The sequence below is a fragment of the Acidovorax sp. 59 genome, assembly GCF_002754175.1.
In the GTDB taxonomy this organism is placed as follows: domain Bacteria; phylum Pseudomonadota; class Gammaproteobacteria; order Burkholderiales; family Burkholderiaceae_C; genus Acidovorax; species Acidovorax delafieldii.
Genome location: NZ_PEET01000001.1, coordinates 2,081,091 through 2,093,201, shown reverse-complemented (window position 1 = coordinate 2,093,201; position 12,111 = coordinate 2,081,091). Strand labels below are relative to the sequence as shown.

The 12,111-nt window shown below is 65.3% G+C and carries 14 protein-coding genes; 8 read left to right on the top strand and 6 right to left on the bottom strand.

What is annotated here, in order from left to right; genetic code table 11:
- Positions 1-133 precede the first annotated feature (133 nt).
- Positions 134-1,369: an alpha-hydroxy acid oxidase gene (locus CLU87_RS09405; protein WP_099730273.1), complete on the bottom strand. Its 1,236-nt coding sequence runs from the start codon at positions 1,367-1,369 to the stop codon at positions 134-136.
- A 119-nt stretch (positions 1,370-1,488) separates the two neighbouring features.
- On the opposite strand from CLU87_RS09405, the gene CLU87_RS09400 reads away from it, so the two are divergent.
- Both CLU87_RS09400 and CLU87_RS09395 read left to right on the top strand, forming a co-directional pair.
- Entirely contained in the window at positions 1,489-2,388 is a 900-nt protein-coding gene (locus CLU87_RS09400) for a LysR family transcriptional regulator (RefSeq protein WP_099730272.1), read from the top strand.
- 87 nt (positions 2,389-2,475) lie between these two features.
- Positions 2,476-3,039 (top strand): NTP transferase domain-containing protein, encoded by a 564-nt coding sequence (locus tag CLU87_RS09395; protein ID WP_099730271.1) that lies wholly within the window; start codon positions 2,476-2,478, stop codon positions 3,037-3,039.
- A 23-nt stretch (positions 3,040-3,062) separates the two neighbouring features.
- Here the strand turns inward: CLU87_RS09395 and CLU87_RS09390 are convergent, their stop codons facing one another.
- Together CLU87_RS09390 and CLU87_RS09385 are read right to left on the bottom strand one after the other, a co-directional pair.
- On the bottom strand, positions 3,063-3,587 hold the full coding sequence (locus tag CLU87_RS09390) for a superoxide dismutase family protein (RefSeq protein WP_056062780.1): 525 nt from the start codon (positions 3,585-3,587) through the stop codon (positions 3,063-3,065).
- A 99-nt stretch (positions 3,588-3,686) separates the two neighbouring features.
- Positions 3,687-4,280 (bottom strand): gamma-glutamylcyclotransferase, encoded by a 594-nt coding sequence (locus CLU87_RS09385; protein ID WP_099730270.1) that lies wholly within the window; start codon positions 4,278-4,280, stop codon positions 3,687-3,689.
- Between the two features lie 107 nt (positions 4,281-4,387).
- Here CLU87_RS09385 and CLU87_RS09380 point away from each other — a divergent pair, with 107 nt between their 5' ends.
- A complete protein-coding gene (locus CLU87_RS09380) occupies positions 4,388-4,912 on the top strand; it encodes an OmpA family protein (protein ID WP_099730269.1) in 525 nt (174 codons plus the stop codon).
- Positions 4,913-5,023: 111 nt separating this feature from the next.
- Here the strand turns inward: CLU87_RS09380 and gloA are convergent, their stop codons facing one another.
- Together gloA and CLU87_RS09370 are read right to left on the bottom strand one after the other, a co-directional pair.
- Entirely contained in the window at positions 5,024-5,437 is a 414-nt protein-coding gene (gene gloA / locus CLU87_RS09375; protein ID WP_056062770.1) for a lactoylglutathione lyase, read from the bottom strand.
- Positions 5,434-5,985, bottom strand: coding sequence for a PaaI family thioesterase (locus CLU87_RS09370; RefSeq protein WP_099730268.1), 552 nt, complete (start codon positions 5,983-5,985; stop codon positions 5,434-5,436). The genes gloA and CLU87_RS09370 overlap by 4 nt, the downstream gene beginning before the upstream one ends.
- Positions 5,986-6,058: 73 nt before the next feature.
- Here CLU87_RS09370 and CLU87_RS09365 point away from each other — a divergent pair, with 73 nt between their 5' ends.
- Genes CLU87_RS09365 through CLU87_RS09350 form a run of 4 tightly spaced genes read left to right on the top strand, consistent with a single transcriptional unit; the run spans position 6,059 to position 9,734 of the window.
- Positions 6,059-6,538, top strand: a complete 480-nt coding sequence (locus CLU87_RS09365; protein WP_099730267.1) for a MarR family winged helix-turn-helix transcriptional regulator — start codon at positions 6,059-6,061, stop codon at positions 6,536-6,538.
- Positions 6,528-7,790, top strand: coding sequence for an MFS transporter (locus CLU87_RS09360; protein ID WP_099730266.1), 1,263 nt, complete (start codon positions 6,528-6,530; stop codon positions 7,788-7,790). The genes CLU87_RS09365 and CLU87_RS09360 overlap by 11 nt, the downstream gene beginning before the upstream one ends.
- A gap of 32 nt (positions 7,791-7,822) precedes the next feature.
- Positions 7,823-8,326 (top strand): MaoC family dehydratase, encoded by a 504-nt coding sequence (locus tag CLU87_RS09355; RefSeq protein ID WP_099730265.1) that lies wholly within the window; start codon positions 7,823-7,825, stop codon positions 8,324-8,326.
- A 31-nt stretch (positions 8,327-8,357) separates the two neighbouring features.
- Complete coding sequence (locus tag CLU87_RS09350; protein ID WP_099732107.1) at positions 8,358-9,734, top strand: MATE family efflux transporter; 1,377 nt, start codon at positions 8,358-8,360, stop codon at positions 9,732-9,734.
- 75 nt (positions 9,735-9,809) lie between these two features.
- Here the strand turns inward: CLU87_RS09350 and CLU87_RS09345 are convergent, their stop codons facing one another.
- Positions 9,810-10,607 carry an SDR family NAD(P)-dependent oxidoreductase gene (locus CLU87_RS09345; RefSeq protein WP_056062757.1) on the bottom strand — a complete coding sequence of 266 codons (798 nt, stop codon included), beginning with the start codon at positions 10,605-10,607 and terminating at the stop codon, positions 9,810-9,812.
- 286 nt (positions 10,608-10,893) lie between these two features.
- Between CLU87_RS09345 and wecB the strand changes: the two genes are divergently transcribed.
- Positions 10,894-12,063, top strand: a complete 1,170-nt coding sequence (wecB, locus tag CLU87_RS09340) for a non-hydrolyzing UDP-N-acetylglucosamine 2-epimerase (RefSeq protein WP_099730264.1) — start codon at positions 10,894-10,896, stop codon at positions 12,061-12,063.
- The last annotated feature ends 48 nt before the right edge of the window (positions 12,064-12,111 follow it).

Sequence of the window (12,111 nt, the reverse complement as noted above, 5' to 3'; positions counted from 1 at the left end):
ACAGCTATCAATATCGAAGTGATCAACAGGGGATTGTTGGCGGCGCTGCCATCACTTCATTTCAAACCGCGCTGATTGCACTTTGCTCCCCAGTTTGATCAGGCACGCTCCGAGAAGCGTGCGCCGCCGTCCCTCAGCGTGTCCGCCGGTCCATAAGATGCTCTGGCCCCAGCGCTGCGCAGGTGGTGGTGCCCAGCATGGCCAAGTTGCGGTCCACCTCGGCGCGCAATAGATCGATGGCCGCTGAAACGCCTGCCTCGCCGTCCACTGCGGCGGCGTAGTTGAAGGGCCGCCCTACAAACACTGCCTGCGCGCCCAGCGCCAGGGCCTTGATCACGTCGGTGCCCCGGCGGATGCCGCCGTCCAGCATCACTGTCATGCCGCTGCCAGCCTGCTCGGCAATGGCGGGCAGCACGCGCAGCGGGGCCACGGCGCCATCGAGCTGGCGACCGCCGTGGTTGCTGACGATGATCCCGTCCACCCCGTGCTGGCGGGCGAGGGCGGCATCCTGCGGGCTGAGGATGCCCTTGACGACCAGAGGGCCGCGCCACTGGCGGCGGATGTGAGCGATGTGGCTCCAGTCAAAGTGGTCACGCGCGGCAAAGTCGCGCTGTACACGTGAGGACAGGATGGGCGCGCCGCGCTCGGCAAACGAGTTTTCAAAATGCGGCATGCCGTGGTGTGCCAGCGTGCGCAGCAGTGTGCCTGCCAGCCAGCGCGGGCGCACCATGCCGTCCCACGCCAGGCGAAGGCTGGGGCGCAGCGGGGTGGAGAAGCCCGCGCGGATGTTGTTCTCGCGGTTGCCCGCCACGGGGATGTCCACCGTCACTACGAGGGTCTGCACACCGGCCGCGATCACGCGCCACAGCAAGGCATCGATGCGTTCGGGGGTGCCGGGCAGGTAGGCCTGGAACCAGGTGCCGGGGGCGGCGGCCATCACTTCTTCCAGCCGGATGAGGGAGCTGCCGCTTTGCACAGCCGGGATGCCCGCCGCTGCCGCCGCACGGGCGAGCACGATGTCGCCCCGGTAGGCCGATAGCGCCGCGATACCCATGGGCGCGATGCCAAAGGGGCTGGCATAGCGCTGGCCGAACAGGGTCACGCCCTGGTCGCGTTGGGCCACGTTGCGCAGCACGCGGGGCACGAGGGCGATCTCGCGGAACGCCTGGCGGTTGTCGTCCAGGGCCAGGTTGTCTTCCGCCGCCCCGGCCACGTAGCCAAAGATAGGGCGGGGTAGCACGCGGCGGGCAGCGGCTTCAAAGTCGTCCAGCGACAGCAGATGGGCCGTGCGGCCACTGCGATGCGTTCCGTTGAAGGCGCTCCAGGCATTGGTTGCGGGCTGTTGGGGCGCAGTGGAGGGGGTGGACATGGCGTGGTTCCAGACAACGGTAAAGGGGGGCTGGAAAGCAGTGTCCTGAAACCGCAATAATCAAGAAAGCGAATTTATTGCTAATTATTTGTTCGCCAAATTGAAAATATATTCACGACATGACCCTCAAGCAGCTCGAAGCCTTCTACTGGGCAGCCACCTGCAGCAGTTTTGCCATGGCGGCTGAGCGGGTGCATCTGTCGGTGTCCTCCCTGTCCAAGCGGATCGCCGAACTGGAGGCATCGCTGGGCCAGGTGCTGTTTGACCGCGCCGGCCACCGCGCGGCGTTGACGGAGGCGGGCACACGGTTGCTGCCGCTGGCGGGTGGATTGCTGCAACAGGCAGACCGTTTGCAGCAGGAGATGGGCAGTACCACCGGCCTGCGCGGCCCCTGCCGCCTGGGGGTGGGCGAGCTGACGGCGATCACCTGGCTGCCGCGCCTGGTGGAAGCCCTGGCGGCGGCGCACCCGGCACTGGAGGTGTCGGTGCACGTGGATGTGGGCGCAGCCCTGGCAGAGCGGTTGGACAAAGGCGAGCTGGATGTGGCCGTGATCGCCGGCCCTGCCAGCCGCAGCGCGCTGACCTCGGTGCCGCTGGCGCATGCGCGCTTTGCCTGGTGCGCTGGCCCTGGCGTGGCGCACGGCCTGCGCCAGATGGATGCCGATGCGATGCAGTCGCAACCGCTGGTAACGCTGCCGCAAGGCTCGGGGGTGACCCACCTCATCGACGACTGGCTTCGGCAGGCCTATGCACGCCCCGCGCACAGATTGGTGTGCAACCACTGGGGCGCCATCGTGGGCTTGCTGGCACAGGGCAGCGGCATTGGCCTGCTGCCCGAGGGCTGGGCGCAAGCCCTGCACGCCAGGGATGTGTTGCAGGTGTTGCCCAGCTCTGTGCCGCTGGGGTCGCTCGGCTATGCGTTGCACAGTCGGCGTGATGACCTGCGGCCGCTGGTGAGCATGCTGCACGGACTGGCGGCGCAGCATGCGGATTTCACGGTGGCGAGTGGCGCGTTCTGAAGACTGCTGGGCCGTCATCGCAGCACTAGAATCGCGCCCGCTGCACGCCACAGTTGATGGCCCAGCAACCTGTTCAAGTGGAACCCCATGCTCCTATCGCCTTTGCTCCCCGTCGTTTTGGTGCTGGCCTCGGGCCGGGGAGAGCGTTTTGCCGCATCCGGCGGTGCGGTGCACAAGCTGCGCGCGCCCCTGGGGGCAAAGACCGTGCTGGAACACACCCTCGATGCCGTGCGCGCCAGCGGCCTGCCCTGGCACCTGGAAGATGCAGGCCACCCAGGCATGGGGGATTCGATCGCCGCAGCCGTGCGCGCCACGGCACAGGCGCCCGGTTGGCTGGTGTTGCCGGGGGATTTGCCGCTGATCCGTCCCGACACCTTGCGCACCATCGCCGCTGCGCTGGCGGACCCGGACTGCGCCGTGGTCATGCCGGTGTACCAGGGCGAGCGCGGTCACCCTGTGGGGTTTTCGGCCGCATGCTTGTCCAGCCTGTTGGCGCTGACCGGCGAGCAGGGCGCCGCCAGCGTGGTGCGCGCGCAGGCGCAGCAGGGCAGGGTACGGCAGGTGGAGGTGGATGACGAAGGCACGGTGACCGACATTGACACCGTGCAAGACCTGGAGCGCGCCGCGCAGTTGCTGGCGGCGCGTGGGTAACGGCGGCGAGGGCCGCTTCCGCTTTATTTGGAAGCAATCACCGCGCAAGCCAGGCGTGGTCCTGCGTTGCCGGTGGGTTGGGTCTTGTAGTCGTCGGGGTCGCGGTGAACTATCAGGCCCTTGCCGACGATGTCGGTGGTGGGGCCGCCCACGCTGATGGACCGCGACACAAAGCTGAATGCGGCGACGCCGTATTTGTCGGCCTTGAGGCTGGGCAGATCACCGGTGTGGTGTTCTCCCGCGCCGTGGGATCCGTGCGGTTTGGCCGTGGGGTTGAAATGTCCGCCGGTGCTCATGCCGTCGCCGCTCGAGCAGTCGCCCTTTTCATGCACATGAAAGCCGTGTTCTGCGTCAGGTTTGAGTCCACGAATTTCACCCGACACCTGCACACCATCGCCGGTCTGTACAAACGTCACAGTACCAGTGGCTGTGTTGCCCCGGGTGGGCTCCAGCTTGGCGGTAGCGCGGTTGCCAGACAGGTGGGAGGCACAGCCCGCCAGCGCCACAACAGCCAGGGAAGACAGGGCAAAAGCAAAACGAATCTTCATGACTCAAACTCCTCGGTGCGAATGAATGAACGCGGGATTGAACCCGATACAAAGGCGCAGTCTCGCAAGCCACCACGCGAGAGTCCAGAAAAATGTGCACTATGCCTCTTTTTGGGCCAACGCGATCAACCGAGCCAAAGCCCTGTCGTGGATGCCGTGCTTGCGCAACTCGTCATAGGTGGCCTGGGCGTAGTCGCGGGTGGTGCCGTAGCGTCCACAGGCCTGCTCGAAAATGCGGCAGTATTCGTGGTCTGGCAGCTCGCCCGTGTGGTTGGGACTTTTGCGCGACAGGGTAAAGGCCAGCGCCCGCACCGGGCCATGGGGCGTGTGGCACACCAGCCAGCGCGGGTCGTAGACAGCGGTGACCATCTCGCGTTGCCACAGGTTGATCATCACCTGCCGCGCATGCACCTTGTCCACGCGGAACACCATGCCCCGGCAGCTTCCGCCCGACAGCATGCCGAACACCAGTCCCGGGCACTCGGGCGTGCCACGGTTGATACGGCTCCACATCTTGAGCGCCCGGTGCCAGCCGTGGACCTTGGCCGGGCGGCGCTCGGCGTAGTCAAAATCCGGCCGCCAGATGAGCGACCCATAGCCAAAAATCCACAGGTCCTGATGGCCACCCCATTCCTGGAGGGCACGCTCCAGCATCGGCGCCGGGTCTCGCAGTGGGGCGGGCAGATTCGTCATGCCTTCACTCTACAATCGAAAGCTTTGCTGCAAGCGGCCGGGGCCTTGTTTTCGCAACGCCTGCATTGGCCGCCCAACCACTTTATTCATCACTACAGGGATCTTCCATGTCCAGCTCTGACGACGATAGCCAACAACGTTTTGCCCTCGGTTTTCTGTTTGCACTGATTGCGTTGGTGATCTCCGTAGTGGTGGGCACCGTGGTGGTCAAGCGTCTGGGCGCCAAAGCACCGGTCCGGCCTGCCGCCGTTGCAGCCAGCAACACGCCCGCAGCACCCGCCGTAGCCGTGGAAGAAGATATTGCCAGCGTGCGCGTGGAAAACGGCGTGGTGAAGTTCTACTTTGCCACCGCCAAGGCCGAACTGGCCGCAGGTGCCAACGAAGCCCTGGCCGACGTGGTCAAGGGTGTGGCTGAGGGCAAGAAGGCCGTCATTTCCGGCTTCCACGATGCCACGGGCGACGCCGCACTGAATGCAGAACTGGCCAAGCAGCGCGCGGTGGCCGTGGCCGAAGCGCTCAAGGCCCTGGGCGTGGCCGAAGCCAAGGTGGAGCTGAAGAAGCCCGAAGAAACCACCGCGACCGGCAGCAACGCCGAAGCCCGCCGTGTGGAAGTGACGCTGGGTGTCCTGTAAGCGCCGCCTGCTTCTCCAACAAAAAACCCGGCGCTGCCGGGTTTTTTTGGGCTAAATGGCTGCATGCGCTAGTGGAATATGCGCCAGCAGCTATCTATTTGATAGTAAATATCACCGCAGACCCTGGCCGCCTGCGCCTTCGGCGCGCTGGATCAACTCGATCTTGTAGCCATCGGGGTCGGTCACAAACGCGATCACCGTGGTGCCGCCCTTGACCGGACCTGCTTCGCGCGTCACGTTGCCGCCCGAGGCCTTGATCTTTTCGCACGCGGCATACGCATCGGGCACGCCCAGCGCGATGTGGCCGTAGGCCGTGCCCATGTCGTAGCTTTCCACGCCCCAGTTGTAGGTCAACTCGATCTCGGCCTGGCCGGGGTTGCCGCCCTCGAAGCCCAGAAAGGCCAGCGAGTATTTGTACTCGGGGTTCTCGGACTGGCGCAGCAGTTGCATACCCAGCACCTGGGTGTAGAAATCAATCGAGCGTTGAAGGTTGCCAACGCGCAGCATCGTGTGGAGGAATTTCATCCTTTCGATTGTGCAGGCAAGTCAAAAACCAGGCAGGTGGTGGTGGCGTGGGCATACAGCGTGCCGTCCGGCCCCACCAGGCGCGCCTCGGCCGTGGCCAGCTGGCGCCCGCTGTGGATTACCCGGCCCTCGGCGCGCACGCGCTGTACCTTGGGCGTGATGGCCTTGACCAGGTTGATGCCCAGCTCGGCCGTGGTGTAGCCGCGCCCAGGTTCCATGCGCGTGTGGATGGAGCAGCCCAGGGCGGAGTCGAGCAAGGTGGCAAACCAGCCGCCATGCACCGTGCCCATGGGGTTCAGGTGCTCTGCGCGGGGTGTGCCCTGGAAGATGGCCGTACCTTCTCCCACTTCGACGATCAGGAAGTCCAGCGTCTTGGCAATGGCAGCGTAGGGCAGCTCGCCGCGCAGCATGGCCTGCATCTGCTGCAGGCCGTTCAGGTGGGCGATCTGCTCTCGGCGGGCCACGCCCGGGCCGGGGCCTGCATCCAGCGTGGCCAGGATGTCGCGCTCCTGTGCCAGCCAGTGTTCAAGGTGGTTGTGCTGTGTCATGGGGTGTCCTGGTTGGTAGCGGGGTTGAAGTGCATGAGTTGCATATGCAATTATTGCAGATACAATCAAATCCATGCAAGCCAACCCATCCACCCTGGCCCCTGTGCTGCCGCAGGGCTGCACCAACTTCAAGCTGCGCCAGCTGATGCGCCGCGTGGCCAACCACTACGACGCCGAAATGGCGAAATGTGGACTCAAGACCACGCAGTATTCGCTGCTATCGCATGTGCTCAAGCTGGGCCCGATTCGCCCCGGTGATCTGGCCACGGAGATGAAGATGGATGCGTCCACGCTGACACGCAACCTGCGCCCGTTGGTGGATGCGGGCTGGGTGACGCTGAGGGCGGGCACGGACGCACGCAGCCGCCTGGTGCACATCACCGACGCAGGCCGCGACAAGCGCGCGGAAGCGCAACGCCACTGGAAGGCCGCACAACTGGCGTTGAACGAGGCACTGGGCGTGGAACGCGTGATGGCCTTGCACGCGTTGGTGGACGACTCGCTCGATCTGCTGGCTGCACTGCCAGTGCAGGAGACTGCGCATGACGAATAACCACACCCCGCAGGCGACTGCAACCAAGCCCGTCGCACCGCTGGCCCTGTGGCTGGTGCTGCTAGCGGCCGCAGGCGCCTTTGCGCTGACCATGGGCACGCGCCAGACCATGGGCCTGTTCCTGTCCGCACTCAACACCTCCACGGGCCTGGGCATCGGCAGCATCAGCCTGGCGTTTGCGTTTGGCCAACTGTGGTGGGGGCTGACCCAGCCATTTGCCGGGGCTGTGGCCGACCGCATCGGCACGGGTCGTGTGATCCTGATCGGTGTGGCGCTGGTGGCGCTGGGCACCTTCATCACGCCGTATATGACCACCACGGCCGGGTTGATTTTTGCGATTGGCGTGTTGGCCGCAGGCGGCGCAGGCATGGCTGGGCCGTCTGTGCTGATGGCGGCCACTGCCCGGCTGGTGCCTGTGCAAAAGCGCGGGCTGGCCAGCGGCATCGTCAACGCGGGCGGCTCGTTCGGGCAGTTTTTGATGGCGCCCGTCGCCATCAGCCTGACCGCCGCCGTGGGCTGGGCCAGTGCGATGCAGTGGCTGGGCATGCTGGTGCTGCTAGCGCTGCCGGCGGTGTGGGTGCTCAAGGGCAACTCCAACGCCCTGGCGGCACAGGCTGCAGCGGTATCCGGCCAGAAGGCATTGACCGCGCGCGAGGCCATTGCCCAGGCCCTGGCCACACCGAGCTACCGGTATCTGGCGGCAGGCTTTCTGGTGTGCGGCTTTCACGTGGCGTTCCTGGCCACGCACTTGCCCGGCGTGATCGCAGCGTGCGGGTTGGCGCCCGAAGTAGGGGGCTGGTCGCTGGCGGTGATCGGGCTGTTCAACATTGTGGGCAGCCTGGCCATGGGCTGGGCGGTAGGGCGCTGGCGCATGAAGTCGCTGCTGTCGCTGCTGTACGCCACGCGAGGTCTGGCGGTGCTGATTTTCCTGTTTGCTCCCAAGACGCCGGCCGTGGTGCTGGTCTTTGCCGCCGTCATGGGCATCACCTTCTTGTCCACTGTACCACCCACGGCCGGTCTGGTCGCCAAGATGTTTGGCACGGCCAACATGGCAATGCTGTTCGGCATCGTGATGCTGTCGCACCAGATTGGCGGATTCCTGGGTGCCTACCTGGGCGGCAGCGTGTTCCAGGCCACCGGCAGCTATGACTGGGTCTGGTACATCGACATCGTGCTGGCCGTAGGCGCAGCGCTGGTCAACCTGCCGATCCGAGAAGCGCGCGTGGCGCGCCCCGCCGCCACGGCGGCCTGACCAACCACCTTCTCTCCACGAAAGCCATCGACATGACGCAGACCCCCGCCAGCAACGTTTCGACAGCCCCCACGTCCCCGATTTACCTGGACGACCTGTCTGTCGGCGACCAGTTCCAAAGCGGCGAACACGCAATGGACGAAGCGCAGATCACCACCTTTGCCGCGCAGTTCGACCCGCAGCCCTTTCACCTGGACGACTCCGCTGCGCGCGAGACGCTGTTTGGCGGTCTGGCCGCCAGCGGCTGGCACACGGCGGCCGTGACCATGCGTCTGCAAGTGACCAGTGGGCTGCCGATTGCAGGCGGCATCATCGGCGCAGGGGGCGAGTTGACCTGGCCCCGGCCCACACGCGCCACCGATGTGCTGCATGTGGTGAGCGAGGTGGTGCAGATCCAGCCCTCCAAGTCCAAGCCCGACCGGGGCATGGTCACGGTGCGCAGCGAAACCCGCAACCAGCACGGCGATGTGCTGCAGCTGTCTACCGTGCGCATCGTGGTGCCACGCCGGCCTGCAGCCGGTGCGGCAGGGGCCTGATGTGACTGAGGCCCTGAACCCGCGCACCCGCATGCTGCTGGAGGCGCCCATTGCGCCCACCTTGCTGCGGCTGGCCGCGCCCAACGTGCTGGTGATGCTGGCGCAGGCGGGCGTCGGGTTGATCGAGACCTACTTTGTCGGCCAGCTGGGCACCGATGCGCTGGCCGGCATGGCGCTGGTGTTTCCGGTCGTCATGCTGATGCAGATGACCTCGGCGGGCGCCATGGGCGGTGGCATTGCTTCGGCCATTGCACGCGCCCTGGGCGCAAGGCGGCGGGACGATGCCGACGCGCTGGTACTGCATGCGCTGGCCATTGCGGCGGTGTTTTCGCTGCTCTTTACCGTGGGCGTGGTGGGAGGAGGGCGCTGGCTCTACACCCGCATGGGTGGCACGGGCGGCGCGCTGAATGCGGCACTGATCTATTCCAACTGGGTGTTTGCGGGCGCGTTTCTGGTCTGGCTGTTCAACACGCTGTCGGCCGTGATCCGGGGCACGGGCAACATGGCCGTGCCAGCCTACGTCACGGTGCTGGGCGCGTTTGTACTGGTGCCGCTTTCGCCACTGTTCATCTTTGGCTGGGGCCCCATGCCGGGCCTGGGCATTGCCGGTGGCGCCATTGCGCTGATGGCGTATTACCTGATCGGCAGCGCAGTGCTGGCCGCATACCTGTGGTCGCCGCGCAGCCTGCTGCGGCCGTCGCTGGCGCACATCCGGTTTCGTTGGGTGCTGTTCAAAGACATCCTGCGGGTGGGTCTGGTGGGCACGGTGTCTACCGTCGCCACCAATCTGGCGATTGGCGTCACGACCGCATTGGTGGGTGGTTTTGGCACAGCGGCCATCGCGGGCTACGGCACCGCATCGCGGCTGGAATACCTGCTGGTTCCGTTGGTGTTTGGCCTGGGCGCGCCGCTGGTGGCCATGGTCGGCACGTGCATCGGCGCTGGCCAGCGCGAGCGCGCCTTGCGCGCCACCTGGATCGGCGCGGCCATGGCGTTTGTGATGGCCGAGGCGATTGGCCTGTGGGCGGCAGCCTTTCCCAACGCGTGGCTGTCCCTGTTCAACAGCAACCCCGCCATGCTGGAAGCGGGTGCGCTGTATCTGCGCACCGTCGGCCCCGTGTACGGTTTCTTCGGCCTGGGCCTGGTGCTGTACTTTGCCTCGCAAGGGGCAGGGCGCCTGCTCTGGCCGGTGATCGGCAACATCGTTCGCCTGGCGGTGGCCGTCACCGGCGGCTGGCTGGCGCTGCGCTGGGGCGGTGGACTGGCTGCCGTGTTTGCGGCACAAGGGGCGGCGCTGGTGCTTTACGGCTTGGTCAACGCCTGGGCGATTGCTGGCGGCGCCTGGTTCGGTCCGGTGGGCTGGCCGCGCAGTACCACCCGGCTGCTGCAGCGCATGCCACAGGTCTGAAAGTGATGAAAACAGCTGCTAGCGCTAGTGAATAATGCACTGGCAGCTATCAAAAAAGGAGTGGCCCTAAGTGCGTCAGACCGGCACGGTGTAGTTGAGTGTCATGCGCCCACCGTCCACAGTCACGATCTCGCCGGTCACATAGCTGGCCGCATCGCTGGCCAGCCAGGCCACCACATCCGCAATCTCGGACGGCTCGCCCAGCCGCTTCATGGGCGTGCGGCTCATGATCTTGTTCTTGGCCTCATCGCTGGTCAGCACGGCCTTGGCGGCCAGCTCGGTGGCGATGGTGCCCGGCGCCACCGCGTTCACGCGGATGTTCTTGTCGGCCAATGCCAGCGCCATCACCCGCGTGAGCTGGTTCACGCCGCCTTTGCTCACGTTGTAGCTGGAGATATTGGGAATGGTCAGCACACCGTTGACCGAGCTCATGTTCACGATCGAACCGCCTCCCGATACCACCATGGCCCGCGCCACCGCCTGGCCGACCAGGAACGAGCCCTTGAGGTTGACCCGCAGCACCGCGTCAAAGTCGGCCTCGGTCACCTCCAGAAAATCCGCCGCGCGGAAGATGCCGGCGTTGTTCACCAACACGTCGATGCGCCCATGGGCCGCCAGAGTCTGGGCCACCAGTGCATCCACCTGCGATTTATCGCCCACATCGCAGCGCACATACAGCGCGCCCAGCTCCTGCGCCAGCGCCTGGCCACGCGCATCGTCCACATCGACGATCACCGGCTTGGCGCCTTCGGCCGCAAAGCGGCGGACACAGGCCTCGCCAATGCCTTGGGCGCCACCCGTGACGATGCAGACGCGGCCCTGATGACCGAAGTGGATGGACGATGTAGAAGGTGCTTGGGTGGGAAGGTTCATGGGCGTTGATGGTAGCGGCTTGAGCAGGATGCAGGGCCGACGGCGCATTGGAGCTTCGTTGGGATGACATCGTTAATGCTAGATACGATGTATATTATGTTAACTATCAAATACACACTCTGTGCGGTGTCGAACAGACACTCCACGACCCCCAACCGCACCATGCGTCGGCCTTGGGGGCACCTGCTGTGGCGGCGTTCTCCCAAGTCTTCCTTCCGAAAAGTCCGTCTGGACTGGTTCCAACGCCTCCCACCAAAACGCGAGCGCCGCTGCGTTGAAAGAACCCATGACCACTTACCTTGCGTGTTTAGGCACCCGCCCTGAGATCATCAAGATGGCACCGTTGCATCGCGAGCTAAAGCTGCGTGGCCACCGCGTGGTGGTGCTCCACACCGGGCAGCACGCCGAGGTGGCCGAGGTGCTTTACCGATTTTTTGACATGGTGCCAGACCTGCGCTTGGCACTGGAGCGGCGCACACCGAGGTTGGGCGACCTCACGGCGCTGTTGCTGGAGGGAGTGGACAGGCTGGTGGACGAAACCCAGCCCGATGTGGTGCTGGTGCAGGGCGACACGACGTCTGCGCTGGTCGGAGCGCTGAGTGGCTACTACAACGACAAGCCGGTCGCCCACATCGAGGCGGGTTTGCGCACAGGCACACGCGAGCCGTTTCCGGAGGAAAAAAACCGGGAGCTGATTGCACGGCTCGCCCACTGGCACTTCGCACCGACGGCGCGGACCCGGGACAACCTTTTGCGCGAAGGCATCGCAGACGCCTGTATCTCCGTCGTCGGCAATACGGTGATTGACGCGGCGCGCTGGACGCAGGAGCGCCTGCAGACCAATGCATCGTCCGCGCCTTCTGTCTTGTCGTCCGGTTTGTCTTCAGTGGTACCAGCCATGGTCGCAGAGTTTCTAGATCAGCAAATTAACCAGCGGCTTCTGTTGGTGACCGCCCACCGCCGAGAGAACTGGGGCGACCCCATACGCAATATCGCCACTGCCATCGGGCAGTTGCTGGCGGCCCATGGCGATCTGGTTGTGGTCTGGCCGCTTCACCCCAACCCAGCCGTCAGTCAGGCGGTGAGGCCGGTGATCGACACATTGCCGGACGACCTGCGCCAACGGGTGTGTCTGACCGAACCCATGGACTACCCTGCCCTCATCAGCCTGCTGCAACGCTGTTACTTCACGCTGACGGACTCGGGCGGCATTCAGGAAGAAGCCTCTGCGCTGAGGCGGCCAGTGCTGATTGCGCGCGACAGCACCGAGCGGCAGGAGCTGGTGGAAGCTGGTGGTGCGGTACTGGTTGGCACAGACATCCGCCGCATGGTGACTGAGGCGGCACGCCTGCTGCGCGACGATGGGGCGTACCGCAGCATGCAGCTGGAAAGCAGCCCGTTTGGCGATGGCCACACCGCGCAGCACATTGCAGACCGGCTCTGCACGGTGGACTGACAGCGCTTGCGGCCCCACCGCCATCCAGGATGGTGCGGGGACGACGGC

Coding starts and splice junctions, on each gene's coding strand:
- CLU87_RS09405 (WP_099730273.1), bottom strand. CDS start 1,369: ATGTCCACCCCCTCCACTGCGCCCCAACAGCCCGCAACCAATGCCTGG.
- CLU87_RS09400 (WP_099730272.1), top strand. CDS start 1,489: ATGACCCTCAAGCAGCTCGAAGCCTTCTACTGGGCAGCCACCTGCAGC.
- CLU87_RS09395 (WP_099730271.1), top strand. CDS start 2,476: ATGCTCCTATCGCCTTTGCTCCCCGTCGTTTTGGTGCTGGCCTCGGGC.
- CLU87_RS09390 (WP_056062780.1), bottom strand. CDS start 3,587: ATGAAGATTCGTTTTGCTTTTGCCCTGTCTTCCCTGGCTGTTGTGGCG.
- CLU87_RS09385 (WP_099730270.1), bottom strand. CDS start 4,280: ATGACGAATCTGCCCGCCCCACTGCGAGACCCGGCGCCGATGCTGGAG.
- CLU87_RS09380 (WP_099730269.1), top strand. CDS start 4,388: ATGTCCAGCTCTGACGACGATAGCCAACAACGTTTTGCCCTCGGTTTT.
- gloA (WP_056062770.1), bottom strand. CDS start 5,437: ATGAAATTCCTCCACACGATGCTGCGCGTTGGCAACCTTCAACGCTCG.
- CLU87_RS09370 (WP_099730268.1), bottom strand. CDS start 5,985: ATGACACAGCACAACCACCTTGAACACTGGCTGGCACAGGAGCGCGAC.
- CLU87_RS09365 (WP_099730267.1), top strand. CDS start 6,059: ATGCAAGCCAACCCATCCACCCTGGCCCCTGTGCTGCCGCAGGGCTGC.
- CLU87_RS09360 (WP_099730266.1), top strand. CDS start 6,528: ATGACGAATAACCACACCCCGCAGGCGACTGCAACCAAGCCCGTCGCA.
- CLU87_RS09355 (WP_099730265.1), top strand. CDS start 7,823: ATGACGCAGACCCCCGCCAGCAACGTTTCGACAGCCCCCACGTCCCCG.
- CLU87_RS09350 (WP_099732107.1), top strand. CDS start 8,358: ATGCTGCTGGAGGCGCCCATTGCGCCCACCTTGCTGCGGCTGGCCGCG.
- CLU87_RS09345 (WP_056062757.1), bottom strand. CDS start 10,607: ATGAACCTTCCCACCCAAGCACCTTCTACATCGTCCATCCACTTCGGT.
- wecB (WP_099730264.1), top strand. CDS start 10,894: ATGACCACTTACCTTGCGTGTTTAGGCACCCGCCCTGAGATCATCAAG.